Annotated in this window: 14 protein-coding genes; 8 read left to right on the top strand and 6 right to left on the bottom strand. The window is 56.7% G+C overall.

What is annotated here, in order from left to right:
- Positions 1 to 13: 13 nt before the first annotated feature.
- Positions 14 to 931 (top strand): 5'-nucleotidase, encoded by a 918-nt coding sequence (locus tag GTQ55_RS09305; protein ID WP_161858485.1) that lies wholly within the window; start codon positions 14 to 16, stop codon positions 929 to 931.
- Positions 932 to 1,185: 254 nt separating this feature from the next.
- Positions 1,186 to 2,160, top strand: coding sequence for an HTH-type transcriptional regulator CysB (cysB, locus tag GTQ55_RS09300; RefSeq protein WP_161858484.1), 975 nt, complete (start codon positions 1,186 to 1,188; stop codon positions 2,158 to 2,160).
- Positions 2,161 to 2,250: 90 nt separating this feature from the next.
- On the opposite strand, the gene GTQ55_RS09295 is transcribed toward cysB, so the two are convergent.
- The 3 genes from GTQ55_RS09295 to ppsR form a co-directional block, all read right to left on the bottom strand.
- Positions 2,251 to 2,529 (bottom strand): hypothetical protein, encoded by a 279-nt coding sequence (locus GTQ55_RS09295; RefSeq protein ID WP_161858483.1) that lies wholly within the window; start codon positions 2,527 to 2,529, stop codon positions 2,251 to 2,253.
- 180 nt (positions 2,530 to 2,709) lie between these two features.
- Positions 2,710 to 4,071 carry an aminodeoxychorismate synthase component I gene (pabB, locus tag GTQ55_RS09290; protein WP_202620606.1) on the bottom strand — a complete coding sequence of 454 codons (1,362 nt, stop codon included), beginning with the start codon at positions 4,069 to 4,071 and terminating at the stop codon, positions 2,710 to 2,712.
- A 154-nt stretch (positions 4,072 to 4,225) separates the two neighbouring features.
- Positions 4,226 to 5,086, bottom strand: coding sequence for a posphoenolpyruvate synthetase regulatory kinase/phosphorylase PpsR (ppsR, locus tag GTQ55_RS09285; protein WP_161858482.1), 861 nt, complete (start codon positions 5,084 to 5,086; stop codon positions 4,226 to 4,228).
- A gap of 251 nt (positions 5,087 to 5,337) precedes the next feature.
- Here ppsR and ppsA point away from each other — a divergent pair, with 251 nt between their 5' ends.
- From ppsA to GTQ55_RS09255, 6 genes are all read left to right on the top strand, one after another.
- Positions 5,338 to 7,701, top strand: a complete 2,364-nt coding sequence (gene ppsA, locus GTQ55_RS09280) for a phosphoenolpyruvate synthase (RefSeq protein ID WP_161858481.1) — start codon at positions 5,338 to 5,340, stop codon at positions 7,699 to 7,701.
- A gap of 440 nt (positions 7,702 to 8,141) precedes the next feature.
- Positions 8,142 to 8,834, top strand: coding sequence for a L,D-transpeptidase (locus GTQ55_RS09275; RefSeq protein WP_237567630.1), 693 nt, complete (start codon positions 8,142 to 8,144; stop codon positions 8,832 to 8,834).
- 220 nt (positions 8,835 to 9,054) lie between these two features.
- On the top strand, positions 9,055 to 9,543 hold the full coding sequence (rraA, locus tag GTQ55_RS09270) for a ribonuclease E activity regulator RraA (RefSeq protein WP_161858480.1): 489 nt from the start codon (positions 9,055 to 9,057) through the stop codon (positions 9,541 to 9,543).
- 73 nt (positions 9,544 to 9,616) lie between these two features.
- Positions 9,617 to 10,387, top strand: a complete 771-nt coding sequence (locus tag GTQ55_RS09265; RefSeq protein ID WP_161858479.1) for a DMT family transporter — start codon at positions 9,617 to 9,619, stop codon at positions 10,385 to 10,387.
- Positions 10,388 to 10,510: 123 nt separating this feature from the next.
- Positions 10,511 to 12,763 (top strand): acyl-CoA dehydrogenase, encoded by a 2,253-nt coding sequence (locus GTQ55_RS09260; RefSeq protein WP_161858478.1) that lies wholly within the window; start codon positions 10,511 to 10,513, stop codon positions 12,761 to 12,763.
- A gap of 36 nt (positions 12,764 to 12,799) precedes the next feature.
- Entirely contained in the window at positions 12,800 to 15,091 is a 2,292-nt protein-coding gene (locus tag GTQ55_RS09255) for an acetyl-CoA hydrolase/transferase C-terminal domain-containing protein (protein ID WP_237567629.1), read from the top strand.
- Here GTQ55_RS09255 and pta read toward each other — a convergent pair.
- The 3 genes from pta to GTQ55_RS09240 form a co-directional block, all read right to left on the bottom strand.
- Positions 15,088 to 17,226: a phosphate acetyltransferase gene (gene pta / locus GTQ55_RS09250; protein ID WP_161858476.1), complete on the bottom strand. Its 2,139-nt coding sequence runs from the start codon at positions 17,224 to 17,226 to the stop codon at positions 15,088 to 15,090. The genes GTQ55_RS09255 and pta overlap by 4 nt on opposite strands.
- A gap of 3 nt (positions 17,227 to 17,229) precedes the next feature.
- The gene (locus GTQ55_RS09245) at positions 17,230 to 18,465 is read right to left on the bottom strand and encodes an acetate kinase (protein ID WP_161858475.1); all 1,236 of its coding nucleotides are present in this window, start codon (positions 18,463 to 18,465) and stop codon (positions 17,230 to 17,232) included.
- A gap of 246 nt (positions 18,466 to 18,711) precedes the next feature.
- Complete coding sequence (locus tag GTQ55_RS09240) at positions 18,712 to 20,310, bottom strand: isocitrate lyase (protein ID WP_161858474.1); 1,599 nt, start codon at positions 20,308 to 20,310, stop codon at positions 18,712 to 18,714.
- Between the last annotated feature and the right edge of the window lie 87 nt (positions 20,311 to 20,397).

Below are 20,397 nucleotides of genomic sequence, written 5' to 3'. Positions count from 1 at the left end.
GGCATTTATCGCCATGAGCAACAACCGCCAATCGCCACCCGCGAACAAACTCATCATTGCGATTTCATCGCGCGCCCTGTTTGATCTGCGTGAGAGTCACCAGGTTTATGAGGAGCAGGGCGTTGAGGCATTTTCGGCGTATCAGATTGAGCGGGAAAATGATGTTCTCCCGAAAGGCGAGGCATTCTCGCTGGTCGAGAAATTCCTGCAGATCAACGAACGCCTGGGCGGTGAACCCCGGGTGGAAGTGATTCTGCTGTCGCGTAACAGTGCCGATACCGGCTTGCGGGTATTCAACTCCATTGAGCATTACGGGCTGAGAATCAGCCGCGCGGCATTCTGCAATGGCGGTAGCCCTTACCGCTACATTTCGCCGTTCGGTTGCCATCTTTTCCTGTCCACCGACGGCAGTGATGTTCGCCGGGCCCTGGAGCAGGGTATTGCAGCGGCAACACTCATTCCCGGTGGCGCACGCCAGCGAGGCGACGAAGTGCTGCGCTTTGCATTCGATGGCGATGCGGTGATTTTTTCTGATGAGGCGGAGCAGATCTTCAAGCGCGAGGGGCTGGCTGCGTTTACTACTGCAGAGCGTGCGTCTGCAAAGCAGCCGTTGCAGGGAGGGCCTTTCAAGGGGTTTCTTGAGGCACTGCAGCACTTGCAAGGGGAGTTTGAGGCGGAGCGTTGTCCCATTCGAACGGCGCTGGTAACCGCGCGTTCTGCACCCGCTCACGAACGCGTGATTCGTACTTTGCGGGCCTGGAATATCCGTATCGATGAGTCCATCTTCCTCGGTGGTTTGCCGAAAGGTGAGTTTCTGCGGGCGTTTGGGGCCGATGTGTTTTTCGATGATCAGCCCAACCATTGCGCCTCGGCGGCACAACATGTGGCCACCGGCCATGTGCCGCACGGTATCGCTAATCTGGAGGATTAGTTTGGTTTAAATAGTGCCAGAATAATTTGCCGCCATCGACAAGCATCTGGCGTATATGTCTCCCTCAAAGTCACTTTTAGTAACCATTTCCTCATTTTTAACCCGCGTTAATAGCCAAGTGTTGGCTCGTCAGTCATTTCGCTGCTATTCTTTTCCCGCATAAAGTCGCTAAGTTTTTATAACCAACAGCTGGCGTAAAATTGAGCGTGGCGGCAGTCTGTACCGCCATGGCCAGCCGTAGACAGGGAGAGACTATGAAGCTGCAGCAGTTGCGTTATATCTGGGAAGTGGCGCATCACGATCTCAATGTTTCTGCCACGGCACAGAGTCTGTTTACCTCGCAGCCCGGGATCAGCAAGCAGATCCGGCTACTCGAGGACGAGCTGGGTGTCGAGATCTTTGCCCGCAGCGGCAAGCACCTGACCCGGGTGACCCCGGCAGGGGAGGCGATTCTCAAAACCGCCGGCGAGATCATGCGCAAGGTGGAAAACATCAAACAGGTCGCGCAGGAGTTCAGCAATGACAAGCGCGGCAGCCTTGCAATCGCCACCACCCATACGCAGGCACGCTATGCGCTGCCTCCTGTAATAAAAGCATTTATCGCTCGTTACCCGGAAGTATCCCTGCACATGCATCAGGGTACACCGATGCAGATTTCCGAGATGGCGGCGGACGGTACTGCCGACTTCGCTATTGCCACGGAAGCCCTGGAACTGTTCAGTGACCTTGTGATGATGCCGGTGTACCGATGGAACCGGTGCATCCTGGTTCCCAAGGGGCATGAGCTGGCTCAGTTGCCCAAGCTCACCCTGGAAGATGTGGCGAAATTCCCCATCGTTACTTACGTATTCGGCTTTACCGGACGCTCCAAACTGGATGAAGCCTTTCTGGAAAAGGGGCTTTCGCCGAAAGTCGTATTCACGGCCGCCGATGCGGACGTGATCAAAACCTATGTGCGGCTGGGTCTCGGTATCGGTATCGTCGCCGACATGGCAGCCGTGGAAGATGAGGACAGTGATCTGGTGGCGCTGGATGCCAGTGAATTGTTTGAAAGCAGTGTTACCAAAATCGGTTTCCGCAAAGGCATTTTCCTGCGTGGGTTTATGTATGAATTCATCCAGCAGTTCGCTCCCCACCTGACGCGTGAACTGGTAGAGAAGGCCTCTCAGGCCTCTTCTCGTGCTGAAGTGGACGAGCTCTTTTCACATATTGACCTGCCCGTATACTGATTCCTCGTTCCGGTTCCTGTACAGAATCAAAAAGCCCGGCTGATGCCGGGCTTTTTTTGTTTCTTCGGTGTCGGTACGGTACCTGACAGCTCAACTCACGGTACTCAAGACTTCTTTCGCGAACTTGAAGTAAACGGTATACACCTCTGGGTCTCTCCCTTCCTTTTCCACTACAAAGAAGGGCGCGCGCTGTACGTTAAGGCGCTGTGCCAGTTGCATACCGGCACTTTCCGGGTCCCGCTCATCGGCAATCAGCGTTTCGTCGAGAAATTTTTCCTGATCGTTTTCCTTGAGCTTTTGCTCGACATCCTTGCACTTGGCACACAGGGAGCCATCGGCGAGTACTTTTTTTACCAGGGTGATACGCATGAGACACCGCCTTATGTTTTGCGCCCACGACAAAAAAGCCGGGGGAACCGGAAATTGGATTGGCGCGAAATCTAGCAGAGTCCCGGTGATGGGGGAAATACCATTGGGTGATAGATTTATAACCCGATATCCAGCGCGGGAGACAGTTTTAACAACTCTGATTGCCGTGATGTGGGTCTGTTATGAGAAGCGGTCTTCCAGTGTGTCGAGTAATACCCGAACCTTGTCCAGACACTCCCGGTGTTCTGCCGCGGGGTCGGAATCTGCCACGATGCCACCGCCTGCAGCGCAGCTGATATGTCCATTGCTCGCCGTGAGTGTACGAATGGCGATACTGGAATCGGCGCGGCCACAGGTGCTGATATAGCCAACGCTTCCGCAGTAGACCCCGCGAGGGCTGCGCTCGAGCTCGCGGATGATCTCCATGGATCGACGCTTTGGCGCGCCGGTGATCGAGCCTCCCGGAAAGGTGGCTGCGAGGACTTCGGCAAAACCGAAATCCTCCGGTATCTGGCCGGTGATGGTGCTCACGAGGTGATGCACGTTGGCAAAGCTCTGCAGCTCGAACAGGCTGGGCACCCGGACGCTTCCGCGCTGGCATACCTTGCCGAAATCGTTGCGCAAGAGATCCACGATCATCAGGTTCTCGGCGCGATCCTTGCGGCTTGCCGCCAGGGCTTTGGCCAGCTCGGTGTCCCGGGCGGGGTCAGTGCTGCGAGGTGCAGTGCCCTTGATGGGTTCGGTTTGTAAGAAATTTCCGTCGGCCAGGATGAAGCGCTCCGGGGACAGGCTCAGAATCTCACCCTGTGGTAGCGACAGGTATGCCGAGAAAGGGCCAGCGGCCACGCTGCGAAGTGCCAGGTAGGCGGTCAGCGGGGATCCGGTATATTCAGCAAAAAAGCGCTGGGTAAAATTCGCCTGATAGATATCTCCAGCGCGGATGTACCGGAGGATCTCCCCGACCTGTGCCTGATACTCCTGGGCGCTGAATTCATGGCGGAATCCAGACGTCAGGCGAAAGGATTCGGTGCGGGGCTCAGCCTCCCAATCCAGGCCGGTAAAGCGCGCCTTCAGGTCGCGTTTCTGAATCTCGGTACAGGCCGGATGGAAGATCAGGTGTGTCGCCTGTAGCTGGTGGTCGACGATGAGCGCCCAGGTGTAGAGGCCAAAGTGCCCGGCAGGCAGCGGTGTTTCCCGGTCGTCTGCTGACAGGAAGTTCCCTCTGGCGCCGAGCTCGTAGCCGGCGTAGCCGATGGCCCCGCCGCAGAACGGGATTTGCTGGTCCACTTCCTGCGGGGCGAGCTCACACAGAAGGTCATCCAGTGTTTCAAAGGGATCCCGGTCTGTGGCATTGAGCGTGAGGTTGTTTACCGGGTCAGCGCTCAGGATGTCAAAACGTCCACCCCGGGCCCCGGGCTGCCCGGAATCCAGCCAAACTGGGCGAGGCAGGTCGGCGAGTGCAGTAAATGCAACTCCGGTATTTGGAGAATAGGGCAGGGAAACTATTTGCAAAACGTCAACCAAGCTTCCGTGCGAGTTCATCGCACTGGTTCCATTTCGGGCTGCTGAACGGGATGCCAGTGCATCAGCTGACATTATGGCTGATGCCGGGAAGTCCCGGGGCCTGGCCCGGCCGGCAGCGGCAACACCTTTTGGGCGGCGCTACTTTACTCCAATTCGTGCTTCTATAGAAAATCTAGCTGATTCTGCGTTCGATACCTGCCTGGGACATCAACCGGGTGGCGAGTTCCTCTACGGACAGCTCGGTAGCGTCGAGATAGGGGATCTGTGCCCGGCGCAGCATCTGCTCTACCTGGCGCACTTCAAACTCGCACTGTTCCGGCGAAGCATAGCGGCTGTTTGCGCGCCGCTCCTGACGAATACTCATAAGGCGACGGGGGTCGATGGTGAGGCCAAACAGCTTGTGCTGGAAAGGGCGCAGTATCTTTGGCAGGGCGGTGGAGTCCATATCCTCTTCGGTAATCGGATAGTTCGCTGCGCGCAAGCCGAATTGCAGCGCGAGGTACAGGCAGGTTGGCGTTTTTCCCGACCGCGACACGCCGACCAGAATGATGTCGGCACTCTCAAACTCGCGGGTGCGACGTCCGTCGTCGTTGTCCATGGCGAAATGTACAGCGTCGATCCGCGCCGTGTAGCGTGGATTGTCGGCAATACCATGGGAAACACCCACCGTGCGTGCCGGGTCGGTACCAAACAGGTTGGCCAGAGGTGCGAGATAACTTTCAAATACATCCAGCATCAACGCAGAACTCCGGTGCAACTGCTTGCGGATCTGGTCGGATACGATACTGGTGATGATAATCGGCTGCAGGCCAGACACCTCGGCGGCGCGCTCAATGCGCTGTAACACCTGGTTAACCTTTGCATCGGAATCCACGTAGGGGAAGGTTACCTGCTCCACGGGCTGGTCGCGAAATTGTGCAAGCAGGCTGTGGCCGATACCTTCAACCGTGAGGCCGGTGCCGTCTGATATAAAAAAAGCGGTGCGCTTGGCGCCGGGTTTGCTTGTGGTATTGGGGTGTTGCTGTCCGTTCATCGGCCTGCCTCTTGTTTTCCGACTGTATGGTATCTCAAAGTGCAATCTCGCCGTAACGGTGATGGGCTCTCCCTGCCGGCGTTGTCGCGGCTGCGGCATATGGCTTCCGGAAAATTCAGAGCTTGCCCGATCGGGTCTTGTAGAAAAATTACAACAGAAATACGGGGTTTTGACCGTTTTATCCGGGGTATTATTTACAAAACCCTTCCTTATAATCTCCCGCCAGAATAGCAGTTGCAGAGGGCAATCCATTGACCACTTACACACTCGAGTTCGCGAAGCTGGGCATGGCCGACGTCGACAAGGTTGGCGGCAAAAATGCGTCACTGGGAGAGATGATTTCCTCCCTGTCCGGTGCCGGTGTCAGTGTCCCGGGTGGCTTTGCCACGACCGCAGACGCCTTTCGCGAATTCCTCGCCAGTGCCCAGTTGGACACGCGTATCGCCGAGCGCCTGAAGGGCCTCGACGTTGACGATGTGACCGCGCTGGCGGCGGCCGGCGAGGAGATCCGTCAGTGGCTGCTCGATACGCCATTCCCAAGTCAGCTGGAAGCGGAGATCCGCGCGGGCTATGAGGCTCTGGGTGGGGGCGAGACCGCGGTTGCGGTGCGCTCTTCCGCGACTGCGGAGGATCTTCCAGATGCCTCCTTTGCCGGCCAGCAGGAGACCTTCCTGAATATCCGCGGCATCGAGACTGTACTGCAGGCGGTAAAGGAGGTGTTTGCCTCCCTCTACAACGATCGCGCCATTGCCTATCGGGTACACACCGGTTACGCGGATGTGGGCGTTGCCCTGTCTGCGGGTATCCAGCATATGGTGCGCAGTGAGACCGGGGCCTCCGGAGTCATGTTCACCCTGGATACCGAAAGCGGCTTCCGCGATGTCATTTTTGTCACTGGCGCCTATGGCCTCGGGGAAACGGTAGTGCAAGGCGCTGTGAACCCCGATGAGTTCTACCTGTACAAGCCGGCCCTGGAAGCCGGCCGACCCGCCATTTTGCGTCGTAACCGCGGTAGCAAAGCGATCAAAATGGTGTATGACCAGGGTGGCGAATGCGGCCGATCGGTCAAGACGGTACCGGTCCCGGAAGAGGATCGCCTGCGTTTTTCCCTGACGGATGCGGAGCTCACCGAGCTCGCGAATCAGGCACGCAAGATCGAAGCGCACTATCAGCGGCCGATGGATATCGAGTGGGCCAAAGACGGTGATAGCGGCAAGCTGTTTATTGTTCAGGCCCGCCCGGAGACAGTCCGTTCACGGGATACCGGTACAAGCATCGAACGCTACAAGCTGCATGAGCGCAGTGACATCCTGTGCGAAGGCCGCGCCATTGGTCAGCGTATCGGTGCCGGCAAGGTGCGGGTACTGGATAGCGTTGAGGATATGGCGAAGATGCAGGACGGTGAGGTCCTGGTTACCGACATGACCGATCCGGACTGGGAACCGGTGCTCAAGAAGGCCAGCGCCATTGTTACCAACCGTGGTGGCCGTACCTGTCACGCGGCGATCATTGCCCGCGAACTGGGCATTCCCGCGGTAGTGGGCTGTGGCGATGCCACCGATAAGCTCAGCACGGGAACCCCGGTGACTGTCAGCTGCGCGGAGGGGGACGCCGGATTTGTCATGGCCGGTGAGCTGGACTTCGAACGCTCGCTGACCGAAGTGACGGATATGCCGGAACTGCCATTCAAAATTATGCTCAATGTGGGCAACCCTGATCGTGCTTTCGCCTTCAGTAACCTGCCGAATCAGGGTGTCGGTCTTGCACGCCTGGAATTTATCCTCAACCGCATGATTGGTATCCACCCCAAAGCGCTGCTGGAGCTGGATAGCCTGCCGCTCGATCTGCAAAAGAATATCCGCAATCGCATCGGCGGTTACGCTTCGCCGGAAGATTTCATCGTGGAGAAGCTGGTTGAGGGTATCGCCACCCTCGCGGCTGCGTTCGCGCCCAACCGCACCATCGTGCGCCTGTCGGATTTTAAGTCCAACGAATATGCGCACCTGGTGGGTGGGCAGATGTACGAGCCGAGTGAAGAAAACCCGATGCTTGGCTTCCGCGGTGCCGCTCGCTATCGCTCCAAGGACTTCCGCCAGTGCTTCGCTTTGGAGTGTAAAGCACTGAAGAAAGTCCGCGACGAAATGGGGCTAACCAACGTTGAGATTATGGTTCCGTTCGTACGCACCCCGGACGAGGCCCGCCAGGTTATCGAATTGCTGGAAGAAAACGGTCTCAAGCGCGGTGAGAACGGCCTGAAGGTCATCATGATGTGCGAGCTGCCATCCAACGCGCTGCTGGCAGACGAGTTCCTGCAATATTTTGATGGTTTTTCCATCGGCTCCAACGATTTGACCCAGCTTACCCTGGGGCTCGACCGGGATTCCGGGCTGGTAGCTGATCTGTTTGACGAGCGCGATCCCGCAGTCAAGATGCTGCTATCCCGTGCGATCCAGGCATGTAAAAAGGCCGGGAAGTACGTTGGTATCTGCGGTCAGGGGCCTTCCGATCACAAGGATTTCGCCCAGTGGCTGATGGAGGAGGGGATCGACAGTGTCTCGCTGAATCCGGACACCGCGGTGGATACCTGGCTGTTCCTTGCCAACCAGAAGGTTTGATCCGGCCAAAGCCGGCGCGAAGCGTCGTTGGCCACATAATCCCAGAGAGAATGTGGCCTGCTATGGCTTGACTCGAGAAAAAGCGACCATTTTGGTCGCTTTTTTTGTGCACGTAGCAGAAATAATATTCTATTTCCCGCGCAAACTTTGTGAAGACGTTATTGGTGGCTCGTGAGCCACAACCTTGTGATGCTTTGATCGCCATCTTAAGTCGATTGCCAATTTCCATAAAACAGCTACCTCCCCATATAAATCAGTCTAAGGACGCGGTGCCTGTTCAATAGAATCGAGCAAGCTTCCCGTATTTTTGATCGGTTTCGGGAAAGCCGCCGAAATTCATTTTTCGGAAAAGCCGTGTTCTCAAAAACTTCCCTATAAGTTTCTGAAAATGCGGTTTTCAAAAACGGATCTTCGATTGATGTAGTGATTGAGGTGCCGCCATGCATAGACGTCTGACATCCACGCAAGAAAACCACATACCTGAATTTTCAGCAGTTGCCGCTCAACCAGACTGGCGTTGGTGTGAAACAACATCCGCCAGCCGTGCAGGCGCGGTACAAAGTGATCGCCGGGACAGTACAAGAAACCTGGTTGCGGCGCTGATGCTGTTTGTCGGCGCACTTGTGGGCAGCCTGTGGCCGACACTCGCCGACGCGCACTCCGGTGCCAACTGGTTTGATGATCAGGCTGCGATGAACTCCTCGGGGTCTCCTTCCATCCGTATTAACCTGTCCGAGCAAAAAGCCTACTTCTATAAAGGCGGCCGACTCGTTGGTGTATCGCTGGTTTCTTCGGGGAAACAGGGTTTTCGCACCAGTCCCGGCAAGTTCCGCGTGCTCGCAAAACGCCCCAACCACCGCTCGAGCATTTACGGCAGCTTTGTCGACCGCAACACCGGCCGCGTGGTGAAAGCGGATGTGGATACTCGTAAACACCGTCGTCCCGCCGGTACTTACTATCGCGGTGCGAAAATGAACCATTACATTCGTTTTAACGGCGGTATTGGCATGCATGCGTCAGGCCATGTGCCCCGTTATCCGGCTTCACATGGTTGCGTGCGTATGCCTCCGCATATGGCCCGCAAGTTCTTCCAGTATTCCCGCGTTGGTATGCCGGTCACTGTGACCTACTGATCCAGGGCGTACTGAAGTTAGCCACAGGAGTTGAGCTCTAAATCAGGAAACAGTTTGACAAGCCCGCTTGTCCGCAGTTTGCATAGGGGCAAGCCATTTACCGGGTACTATCCATCGGGATAATACCCGGTATTTTTTTGGGTAGGCTGCTGGGGCGAGGATGGCCCGTTATCATGGCTTCCTAGCGAAACCACTATCAATCGTCGACGAGGAGCCCGCGATGCCCACGCCAATTATTTCCACGCCCGATCTCTGTGATGCCCACCCCGAATTGGTACGGGTCGTAGAGCCCATGTTCATCAATTACGGTGGTCGCGAGCAGTTTGGCGGTGAAATCGTCACCATAAAGTGCTTCGAGGATAACTCACTGGTGCGCGAGTTTGTGGCGCAGCCGGGCACCGGCAAGGTTCTGGTAGTCGATGCCGGAGGGTCGATGCGTCGGGCATGTCTGGGCGATATGCTGGCTGAAAAAGCCACGGATAACGGTTGGGAAGGGATCCTGATGTACGGGTGCATTCGCGATGTGGATGCCATTTCTGGACTAGAGTTAGGAGTACAGGCGCTAGGAAGCCACCCCATGAAGACCGAAAAAAAGGGGATCGGGGAACGCAATATTGCGGTGACTTTCGGCGGCGTCACCTTTAAACCTGGAGAGTATTTGTACGCCGATAATAACGGTGTGATAGTTTCTCCCCAACTGCTTATGTAAATTGGTAATATCCGAATCTGTACTTTTCGCGCTGGTCCTGCTATCTGCGCTTGCGCACGCCGTATGGAATGCGGTGGTCAAACACAGTGAAGAGGGTTTCCTGCAGCTGGCAATGATCCGCAGTGTTGGCCTGCTGGTAGGGGCGGCACTTGCCACTCAGCTGCCGCTACCTGGAAAAAATGCGCTGGGTTTTCTCCTGGGCGGGGCCTTTTTTCAATACCTCTATTTTTTCCTGCTCTCGCGCTCCTACCGTGCGCTGGATTACGGTACCGCCTATCCGATCGCGCGCGGTGTCACGCCGTTAATGGTAGCGACCGCGGCACTATTATTTCTCGATGAGTCGCTCGCTCCACTTCAGATCACCGGTATTCTGCTGGTAACCTGCGGCATTTTCGCACTGATCATGAAAGAACTCCGTGTCAGTGGATCCGGGATTCTCTATTCGCTGGGCACGGGGATTGCGATCACCGGGTACACGATCATTGGCGCTGCCGGCGTGCGTAGCGTCGCCAACCCGCTCAGCTATGTCGCATGGCTGGAAATTCTTTCGGGTGGCGGAGTAATTGTCGCTGTACTGCTGACCCGCCCGCTGAAAGGTCTCGCATTTGCCCGTGCCAACTTTTTGCGCAGTTCGCTCTCCGGTGTGCTGGCAACCGGTGGTTTCGGGATCGCATTGTGGGCCACTTCCATGATGCCCGTGGCGGCAGTTGCTGCAACGCGTGAGGTGAGTATCCTGTTCGCCTCCATCATCTCCGTAGTGCTGCTTCACGAGCGCTTTTCCCCCCAGCGGGTGGTTGCCGCATTGATTATTTTTTGCGGCATTGGCACTCTGGCAGTCGCCTGATCACATCCTGCCTGCGTCTATTGCCTATAGTTGCTGGCAAACCTCTATTTTTCATTCATCATTAGTCCAGACTCGAGCCGCAAATCGAGTACAGACACGATTTTCAGCAAACAAGGATAAGTAATGAGTAGCCTGCGCCAGAAGTGGATCACCGCACCGTTGTTGAAATGGATTCGTAAAGTCCTGCCACCGATTTCCGACACCGAACGGGCTGCGATGGAGGCGGGCGAAGTCTGGTGGGACGCGCAGTTACTCTCGGGAAAGCCGGACTGGGACCAGTTGCTCAGTATGGGGCCGCCGACGCTTACTGAGGCAGAGCAGGCCTTTATTGACGGTCCGGTAGAAGAGCTTTGCCAGATGGTCGATGACTGGAAAATTTCCTACGAAGATCACGATATTTCACCGGAGATCTGGGAGTTCCTCAAGAAGAACCGGTTTTTAGGCATCATTATTCCTGAAGAATTTGGTGGTCTCGGGTTTTCTCCCACTGCCCACGCGGAGATCGTCACCAAGATATCCACTCGGAGCACCAGTGTTGGCGTTACCGTGATGGTGCCCAATTCTCTCGGGCCAGGAGAATTGTTGATGGCGCACGGAACCGCTGAGCAAAAGAAACACTATTTGCCACGGCTCGCCGACGGGCGCGATGTTCCCTGTTTCGGCCTGACAAGCCCGGAGGCTGGTTCCGATGCCGCGGCAATGATCGATAGCGGTGTGGTCTGCTATCAGGAATACAAGGGCGAAAAAACCCTCGGTATGAAAGTGAACTGGCACAAGCGCTATATCACCCTGGGGCCAGTGGCCACCGTGCTGGGCCTTGCATTCAAGTTGTACGACCCGGAGCATATTCTCGGGGAGCAGGAAGAGCTTGGGATTACCGTGGCATTGGTGCCGACGGACACTCCCGGGGTGACCATCGGCCAGCGTCACCTGCCCGCGATGCAGGCGTTTATGAATGGCCCCAACTGGGGTAAAGATGTCTTTATCCCAATGGACTGGATTATTGGTGGCCAGGAAAATATCGGCCACGGCTGGCACATGCTGATGAGTGCCCTGGCCGCGGGCCGTGGTATCTCGTTGCCATCCCTGTCTACCGGCGGCGCCAAACTGGCTGCGCGGACTACGGGTGCCTATGCCCATATCCGTGAGCAATTCGGGATTCCCATCGGCAAATTCGAAGGTGTGCAGCGCCGCCTGGCTGAGATTGCATCGATTGCCTATGTTCTGGACTCCGCGCACAAGGCAACCACCCGGGCCCTGGACCAGGGCCGCAAGCCGGCGGTGGTTTCCGCCATCATGAAAGCACACGCGACGTTTGGCCTGCGCCAGGCCATCAACGACGCCATGGACATTCACGCCGGTAAGGCGATCATGGATGGGCCACTCAACTATCTCGGAAATGTATATCGTGCAGTACCGGTGGCGATTACCGTCGAAGGGGCGAATATCCTGACCCGTAGCCTGATGATCTTCGGCCAGGGCGCTATCCGCTGCCACCCGTATCTGCTGCAGGAAATGGAAGCCGCCACCAATGCGGATGAAAAAGAGGGGGTAAAGCAGCTCGATGCGCTGCTGCCCAAACACTTCCTGTTCCAGCTCAAAACATTCTGTCGCGCGGTGTTTCACGGCTGGACCGGCGGTTTGTTTGCGAGCAGCCCCAGAGGCGTCGGCGAGGCGGCGAAGTACTATCGTCAGATGAACCGCTATTCCGCAGTGTTGACCCTGGTTACCGAGTTCTCGCTGATGTCATTGGGCGGAGAGCTCAAGCGCAAGGAATTGATCTCGGCGCGGCTCGGTGACGTACTGAGCGAGCTCTACCTGATGAGCGCGACGTTGAAACGTTTCAAGGACGACGGCAGTCCCGATGAAGATCGTCCACTGCTGGAGTTCGCCATGCGCGCAGGCTTCCACAATATCGAGGTGAGCCTGATCGAGGTGTTCCACAACTTCCCCATGCGCATAGTCGGCCAGCTGATGCAATTCCTGACGATGCCCTGGGGTCACAGCATCCGCGCGGCGTCGGATCGTCAGGCGCGGGCGTGTGCCAATCTGATCATGGTGCCTTCGGAAACCCGGGACCGGCTTACCAAAGGTGTATTCCTTGGCAACAGCGGCGACGGTATTGATATTGTTGAGCAGGCCTTCCTGAGTACCCACGAGACCGAAGCTATCCGCGAGAAGATGAAGAAGGGGGGGGTGCGTGCCCTCAATGACGATGCGATCGACCAGGCGTTGTCGGAAAACCTGATTTCTGCGGAAGAGGCCGAGCAGATTCGGGTCACTTCCGAAGCCGTCAACAAGGCGATTCAGGTAGATCACTACGAGTCGCTACCCAGCACATCGATGGAACGGGGATCGAGCGAAACGCTGCAGTAGCCGAGAGCCGTTATCGGTCAAACGTAACGTAAATCATTGTCGACCAACCCATGGCAATTTCCCCGTATTGATGGGCAGGCGGAGCAGGGCGTGATGACGAAACCGGAAACCTTCAGCGCAGCTGAGCAGTGTGTGGATGCGGTACTGGAAAAAGTCGGAAAGCGCATTGTACTTGGCTTGCCGCTGGGTATTGGCAAGGCCAACCATTTTGCCAATGCCATCTACGCCCGAGCGGAACAGGATCCGGAAATTTCCCTCACGATTTATACCGCGCTGACACTCGAGCGGCCCTCCGCTTCCAGCGAAATTCAGCGGCGTTTTGTGCAGCCGTTGCTGGATCGGCTGTATAGCGACTACCAGGACCTCGCTTACAATCAGGCGCGACGCAAGGGGCTGTTGCCTGACAATGTGGAAGTCTGTGAGTTTTTCATGCAGCCGGGTAGCTTTCTGTCAACGCCGTCGGCCCAGCAGAGCTATGTGAGTGCGAATTACACCCATGTGCCCCGCGACCTTCTGGACCGGGGAGTCAATGTCGTAGCTCAGATGGTGTCCCCGGCAGACGATGAAAGCGGGGATTTCAGCCTGAGTTCCAATCCGGATCTCACCTTGCCTCTGCTGAAGCTTGCGGACGAGCGGGGATATCGCCATATCACCATGGTTGGTGAAATCAATCCGAAGTTACCATTTGTTGGGGGCGACGCGCGGGTGGGTCGTGGTGTGTTTGATTTTCTGTTACAGGGCGACGCATTTGAGCAGGAAATTTTTCCCGCGCCCAACCCCCCGATACGGCTCACCGATTATGCGCTCGCTTTCCATATCGCCGGCCTTGTCAGGGATGGTGGAACGTTACAGATTGGTATAGGTGCGCTCGGTGATGCCATTTGTCATGTGCTCACATTGCGCCAGACAAAAAACGAGGATTATCGAGACATCCTGCAGTCATTGAATGAGGATGCTGAGCAGTCTTTGTGCGAACTGCCTCTGGAATTGGGGGTTTTTCAGCAGGGGTTGTACGGTGCCAGTGAGATGGTCCCTGAGGGGTTTCTTCACCTGCGTCGCGTCGGCGTGATGAAACGTGAAGTCTATGCCGATGCCACCCTGCAAAGGCTCCTCAACGAGGGCCGGGTCAGTAATGTAGTGAACGAGGAGCTATTGGTCGCCCTGAGGGATGCGGAACGCATCCAGTGCCCGTTGACGGAAGCAGACACAGATTTTCTTCAGCGTGCCGGTATTGTGGACCCGAGTTACAGCTGGCGGGGACACCGATTTCTCGACAAGCACGGGGAGCTGGAAGATTGCGACCTTCACAGCAGTGTAGGCCGCAAGAAGTTGCTCGGTAGTCGCGAGGGGAAAAAGCTTCCGGGAGGCACCTGGCTGCATGGCGGGTTTTATCTTGGGTCCACAGCCATGTACCAGACACTGAGGGACATGCCCGCGTCAGAAATGGCGGGCATCAATATGACCGCCATTGATTACATCAATGAGTTACAGAAAGGGCGTGCACTGAAAATTGCGCAGCGCCAGCATGCCCGGTTTGTGAATTCGGCGATGATGGTCACACTGAATGGGGCTGTGATCTCTGACGGTCTGGAAGATGGGCGTGTCGTGAGCGGTGTGGGCGGGCAGTACAATTTCGTTGCTCAGGCACACGAGCTTCCTGGAGGGCGCTCGGTGATTGCAGTGGCCAGTACACGAATATCCGGCGGCCGTATTCGCAGCAACATTGTGTGGCAGTACCCGCACTGCACAATTCCCCGTCATCTGCGGGATATTGTGGTTACAGAGTATGGTGTTGCTGACCTCAGGGGAAAAACAGATCGCGATGTGATCGTGGCGATGCTGAGCATTGCCGATTCGCGTTTTCAAAAGGAACTTCTGGACAAGGCGAAAGCCGCGGGCAAGGTGGAGCAAGGCTACGAGATTCCAGAACCCTTCAGTAATAATACGCCGGAGCGTATTCACGCGGTTTTTTCCCAGGGCCACCGCATGCCGTTGTTGCCCTACTATCCACTGGGTACGGATTTGACTCGGGAGGAAGCTCAGCTGGCCATCGGGTTGAAAGCGGTGAAAGAGGAGGGACGCAAGATCTGGGAACTATGGCCGGTTTTGCGCAAAGGGCTGGTGGCCTGTAGAAGCAGCGCGCCGGAGTACCGAGAGGTGCATGCCTGCCTGGATCGTATGGCATTTGGTTACAGTGATACCTTCGAGCACCGCCTCGAGGCGTATGTGGTCGCCGGTGCGCTGGTAAGTTTCGTGGACAAGGATCGGCCGCTCGGCGAAGTCTCCGATGCCCGGGGTATTCGATCGAACATTCCCGCCCCGGATTAATCCAACTGGCTGGACTGGATTGCGGTCAACGCAATGGTGTAAATAATGTCGTCTACCAGCGCGCCCCGGGAAAGGTCATTCACCGGTTTGCGCATTCCCTGCAGCATCGGCCCGATACTGATCAGATCCGCACTGCGCTGAACCGCCTTGTACGTGGTATTGCCGGTGTTCAGATCCGGGAAAATAAATACCGTAGCGCGGCCGGCCACGGGGCTGCCCGGGGCCTTTTTCCTGGCGACATTTTCCATGATTGCGGCATCGTATTGCAGTGGTCCGTCGATGACCAGGTCCGGGCGTTTTCCCTGCGCAATCTTGGTGGCCTCGCGCACCTTGTCCACGTCGGAGCCGGTGCCGGAACTACCTGTCGAGTAACTGATCATCGCCACGCGTGGCTCGATACCAAAGGCTTTGGCGGAGTCGGCGGACTGGATGGCGATGTCCGCGAGTTCTTCGGCATTCGGGTCCGGATTTATGGCGCAGTCGCCGTACACGAGTACCTGGTCTGGTAATAACATGAAGAAGACGGAGGAGACCAGCGCTGCTCCCGGAGCTGTTTTGATCAGTTGCAGTGCCGGGCGAATGGTATTGGCGGTGGTATGGACGGCTCCGGACACCAGTCCATCCACCTCGTCCTCCGCCAGCATCATGGTTCCGAGTACCACATTGTCCTGAAGTTGTTCCCTGGCGACGATCTCGGTAAGCCCCTTGCTCTTACGGATCTCGACCATCGGTTCCACATATTTGTTGCGCGCTGATTTCGGGTCGATAATTTCTACCTTGTCACCGAGCGACAGCCCCTGCTGCTCCGCGACCCGGTGAATTTCTTTCGGGTCGCCAAGCAGTACGGGTCTGGCAATTCCACGTTCTGCACAAACCAGCGCCGCTTTGACGGTGCGGGGCTCATCGCCCTCCGGGAGCACAATACGCTTGTTGGCGCGGCGGGCGAGTTCAGTGAGATGAAAGCGAAACGCGGGCGGGGATAACCGCTTTGGCCGGTTGGATTCACTACTGAGCGACTCCACCCACTGGTTGTCCAGGTGCCCGGCAATAAAGTCCTGCACCTTTTCGATTCGCTCGACGTCGTCAGTAGGGGTTTCGGTATTGAAAGTCTGGAGCTGTAGCGCAGTCTGCCAGGTATTGGTGTTGACGAGCATCACAGGCAAGCCTGTTTCCATGGCGGGGCCACAGAGCTTCCTCACCATAGGCTCTATGTTGTAGCTGCCGGTGAGCAGCAGGCAGCCGATTTTCACCCCGTTCATGGCGGCGAGGCAGGCGGCAACGATCACATCCGGTCGATCTCCCGAGGTGACCAGCATGGCGCCGGGCTCAAAGCGGTAGATCATATTGCCGAGCGAGCGCGAGCAGAATGTGACACTGTGCAGTCGCCGGTGCTCCAGTTCCCCGTAATTGATGATCTCGGCCTGAAAGTGATCTGCCAGATCTTTCGCGCGCGGGGCTACCAGGTCTGCATTCCACGGGATACAGCCGATGATTGGCAGAGGGCTCTTGCCAAAAAGTGACAGAATTTCCAGGTTGCCACGTCGTATTTTCGGGCCTTCGAATACACCAGTAATATCAGCCCCGGGCGCGTCCGGCACATGGGATGGCGCGCCGACCTTGTTGACGATGCAGCCCACAACACGGCCAGATTGGGCGCCACCAAACGTCGCCATGGCGACTTCCAGCCGGTCTTTCAGTTGCTGGGTGGAATCCAGGTCCGGGCATACAACCAGTACAATTTCCGCATCGAGTGTTTTTGCGATCTGCAGGTTGAGTTGGCTGGCAAACTGGTTTTCCGCATTGGGTACCAGGCCCTCGACAATGGCGACGTCGGACCTCGTCGCTCCCTCCTGAAACCGCGCCAGAATTGCTTCCAATAGATCGGACAGGTCGCCGCGCCCGATCAGCGATTCGGCGTGGTGCATGCTGAAGGACTCGGGTACCTTCATGCTGGATGCACGGCGCAGAATCTCGTTGCTGCGATCTCTGTTTTTCTCATGCTTCACCGTCTCGGTGATGGGCTTGTAAAAGCTGACGCTGACCCCGTTACGTTCCAGCGCGCGCAGCGTACCAAGGCTGACGGAAGTAATACCGACCCCCGCACTGATGGGAACCAGCATGATTGTGCGCGACATGGCTCACTCCCTCGTGCTCGGGTCGTGGTTTGGGGTGTCCGGGGGTACGAGTTCCGCAGCGTCACGGGCAATCACCCACTCTTCATTGGTGGGGATCACCAACGTCACGGCGGACTGGTCGGTGGAAATTGGTCCATCCTCGCCAAACCGCGCGCGCTCGTTTCTTTCTATGTCCACGGCGTAACCGATGCCGCTCAACTGGGTCATGACCTTGTGCCGGATCAGGCTGGAGTTTTCGCCAATGCCGCCGGTAAACACCAGGGCGTCTACCTGTGGCAAAACCGCGTGATAGGCACCGATATACTTGGCGAGGCGGTAGCAGAAAATATCCAGTGCGAGCTGCGCGCCGTCATGCCCGTCGGTTGCGGCCTTTTCCAGTGTTCGGCAGTCGTTGCTGAGTTCCGAAATTCCCAGCAGGCCGCTTTTCTTGTTGAGTAGATCGTTGATCTCTTTCAGGCCGAAGTCCATGCGGCTGCCCAGGTGCATCAGCAGGCCCGGGTCGACATCGCCACTGCGCGTACCCATCACCAGCCCCTCCAGCGGCGTCAGGCCCATACTGGTGTCTACGCTACGGCCATTGTGCACGGCTGTAATCGAGGCTCCATTTCCAAGGTGGGCGGAGATGATATTGACCTCGTTTACCGACAGGTTGAGCAACTCGGCAGCGCGCTCGGTGACAAACCGGTGGCTGGTTCCGTGCATGCCATAGCGGCGGATACCGTTGTCTCTGTACAGGCTGTATGGAAGTGCATAGATATAGGCGTGGCGCGGCATGGACTGGTGGAAGGCGGTATCGAACACCGCCACCTGGGGCAGTGCTGGAAATGCCACCTTGGCTGCTTCTATTCCAGCCAGGTGCGCCGGGTTGTGCAGTGGTGCCAGCGCAACACACTCTTTGATGGCACTGACCACCGCATCGTTGATCAGTACCGAATGAGAAAACTTTTCTCCTCCATGCACCACCCGGTGACCGATGGCGATCAGGTGATCGCGGAGTGCCGGGTGCTGACTGAGAATGGTATCGACCAGAAAGCGGATGACTTCGGTGTGACGGGTTCCCTTGGGCAGGGTCGAGGAGTGTCGTTCGTCTTTGATTTTCCAGCTGACCTGCGGTTCATCGTGGCCCAGGGCCTCACCGATACCGCTCATGGCAACGGTGCCGTCATGGGGATCCATAACCGCAAACTTGAGCGAGGAGCTTCCGCAGTTGAGGACGAGTACTTGACTGGTGCAAGACATAGGCGCGGCTGATTTTTTGCAGGCTTGCCATAAGCCTAGTTCAAGATTGCGCCATGCAGTCTGTCGTTGCATACACCTTGCCGGCACGCCACCGCACAGAGGAGGGAAAACCGTTCAGAAGAGGAACAGGCACCACGGAAGGGGGTTAAACAGGCGAAAGTTGTCAAAAACTGGACAAAAAAAGGGCCGCATAATGCGGCCCGAAGTGAGTGAAGCGATTTCTCAGGGACACTCGTTGAACTTGTATTAGCCAAACTGGTTCATGGTGTTGTCTTTACCGGCGGCCTTAAGTGCGGCTTCACCGGCGAAGTATTCCTTGTGGTCGTCGCCCATGTCGGAGCCGGCCATGTTCTGGTGTTTGACACAGGCGATACCCTGACGGATTTCCTTGCGCTGTACACCTTCGACGTAGCCCAGCATGCCTTTTTCACCGAAGTACTCTTTGGCCAGGTTGTCGGTGGACAGGGCCGCGGTGTGGTAAGTCGGCAGGGTGATGAGGTGGTGGAAGATACCCGCTTCACGAGAGGCGTCTGCCTGGAAGGTACGGATCTTGTCATCCGCAACCTTGGACAGCTCGGTATCGTCGTACTCCGCACTCATCAGGTTGTCGCGATCGTAGGCTGAAACGTCCTTACCTTCTTCTTTCCAGGCATCGAATACCTGCTGGCGGAAGTTCAGGGTCCAGTTGAACGATGGGCTGTTGTTGTACACCAGCTTCGCGTCCGGCACCTGCTTGCGGATCTCGTCCATCATGCCGCCGATCTGGCGCACGTGAGGCTTTTCGGTTTCGATCCAGATCAGGTCTGCGCCATTTTGCAGGGAGGTCACGCTATCCAGGATGCAGCGTGCTTCGCCGGTGCCTTTTTTGAACTGGAACAGGTTGGAAGCCAGGCGCTTTGGACGCAGCAGCTTGCCGTTGCGGTTAATGATTACATCGCCATTCTTCAGGTCTGATTCGGAAACTTCCTCGCAGTCCAGGAAGGCGTTGTACTGGTCGCCCAGGTCGCCCGGCTCTTTGGTGACTGCGATCTGCTTGGTCAGGCCGGCACCCAGAGAGTCAGTTCGGGCCACGATCACACCGTTGTCGACGCCCAGCTCAAGGAAGGCGTAACGTACGGCGCGGATCTTTGCCAGGAAGTCTTCGTGAGGAACGGTTACCTTGCCGTCCTGGTGGCCACACTGCTTCTCATCGGAAACCTGGTTTTCGATCTGGATGCAGCAGGCACCGGCTTCGATCATTTTCTTGGCCAGCAGGTAGGTGGCTTCCGCGTTACCGAAACCGGCATCGATGTCGGCAATGATCGGCACTACATGGGTTACATGGTTGTCGATCTTGTTCTGTATCGCTTTGGCTGCCACTTGGTCACCGGCTTCACGGGCTGCATCCAGTTCGCGGAACAGGCCACCCAGTTCACGTGCGTCGGCCTGGCGCAGGAAGGTGTACAGTTCTTCGATCAGCGCGGCAACGGACGTCTTTTCGTGCATGGACTGGTCGGGCAGGGGACCGAACTCACTGCGCAGCGCTGCAACCATCCAGCCAGACAGGTACAGATAGCGGCGATCTGTCTTGCCTTCAAAATGTTTCTTGATGGAAATCATTTTCTGCTGGCCGATGAAACCATGCCAGCAGCCCAGAGACTGGGTGTACTTGGAGGTGTCCTTGTCATAGGCCTCCATATCCTTGCGCATGATGTCGGCGGTGTACTTGGCAATGTCCAGGCCGTTTTTGAATTTGTTCTGCAGGCGCATGCGGGCGACAGACTCCGGGTTGATCGCATTCCAGGCACTGCCGTTGCTATCACAGAGCTTTGCTGCCGCTTCGATTTCTTGAGAGTAAGTGGACATGGCTGTGTTTCCTCAAATTTCCTCGAATTTCTTCGAAAAGGTGACTGCGGTTAGGTTGTGCGTATCCTAGAAGTGCTGGCATAATTT

Source organism: Microbulbifer hydrolyticus (assembly GCF_009931115.1).
In the GTDB taxonomy this organism is placed as follows: Bacteria; Pseudomonadota; Gammaproteobacteria; order Pseudomonadales; family Cellvibrionaceae; genus Microbulbifer; species Microbulbifer hydrolyticus.
Note: the sequence above shows the minus strand (reverse complement) of the source record. Positions and strands in the feature narration are given on the sequence as shown.

Bases quoted from the DNA above. Each gene is read 5' to 3' on its own strand.
- GTQ55_RS09305 (WP_161858485.1), top strand. From the start codon at position 14: ATGAGCAACAACCGCCAATCGCCACCCGCGAACAAACTCATCATTGCG.
- cysB (WP_161858484.1), top strand. From the start codon at position 1,186: ATGAAGCTGCAGCAGTTGCGTTATATCTGGGAAGTGGCGCATCACGAT.
- GTQ55_RS09295 (WP_161858483.1), bottom strand. From the start codon at position 2,529: ATGCGTATCACCCTGGTAAAAAAAGTACTCGCCGATGGCTCCCTGTGT.
- pabB (WP_202620606.1), bottom strand. From the start codon at position 4,071: ATGAACTCGCACGGAAGCTTGGTTGACGTTTTGCAAATAGTTTCCCTG.
- ppsR (WP_161858482.1), bottom strand. From the start codon at position 5,086: ATGAACGGACAGCAACACCCCAATACCACAAGCAAACCCGGCGCCAAG.
- GTQ55_RS09275 (WP_237567630.1), top strand. From the start codon at position 8,142: ATGCATAGACGTCTGACATCCACGCAAGAAAACCACATACCTGAATTT.
- rraA (WP_161858480.1), top strand. From the start codon at position 9,055: ATGCCCACGCCAATTATTTCCACGCCCGATCTCTGTGATGCCCACCCC.
- GTQ55_RS09260 (WP_161858478.1), top strand. From the start codon at position 10,511: ATGAGTAGCCTGCGCCAGAAGTGGATCACCGCACCGTTGTTGAAATGG.
- pta (WP_161858476.1), bottom strand. From the start codon at position 17,226: ATGTCGCGCACAATCATGCTGGTTCCCATCAGTGCGGGGGTCGGTATT.
- GTQ55_RS09245 (WP_161858475.1), bottom strand. From the start codon at position 18,465: ATGTCTTGCACCAGTCAAGTACTCGTCCTCAACTGCGGAAGCTCCTCG.
- GTQ55_RS09240 (WP_161858474.1), bottom strand. From the start codon at position 20,310: ATGTCCACTTACTCTCAAGAAATCGAAGCGGCAGCAAAGCTCTGTGAT.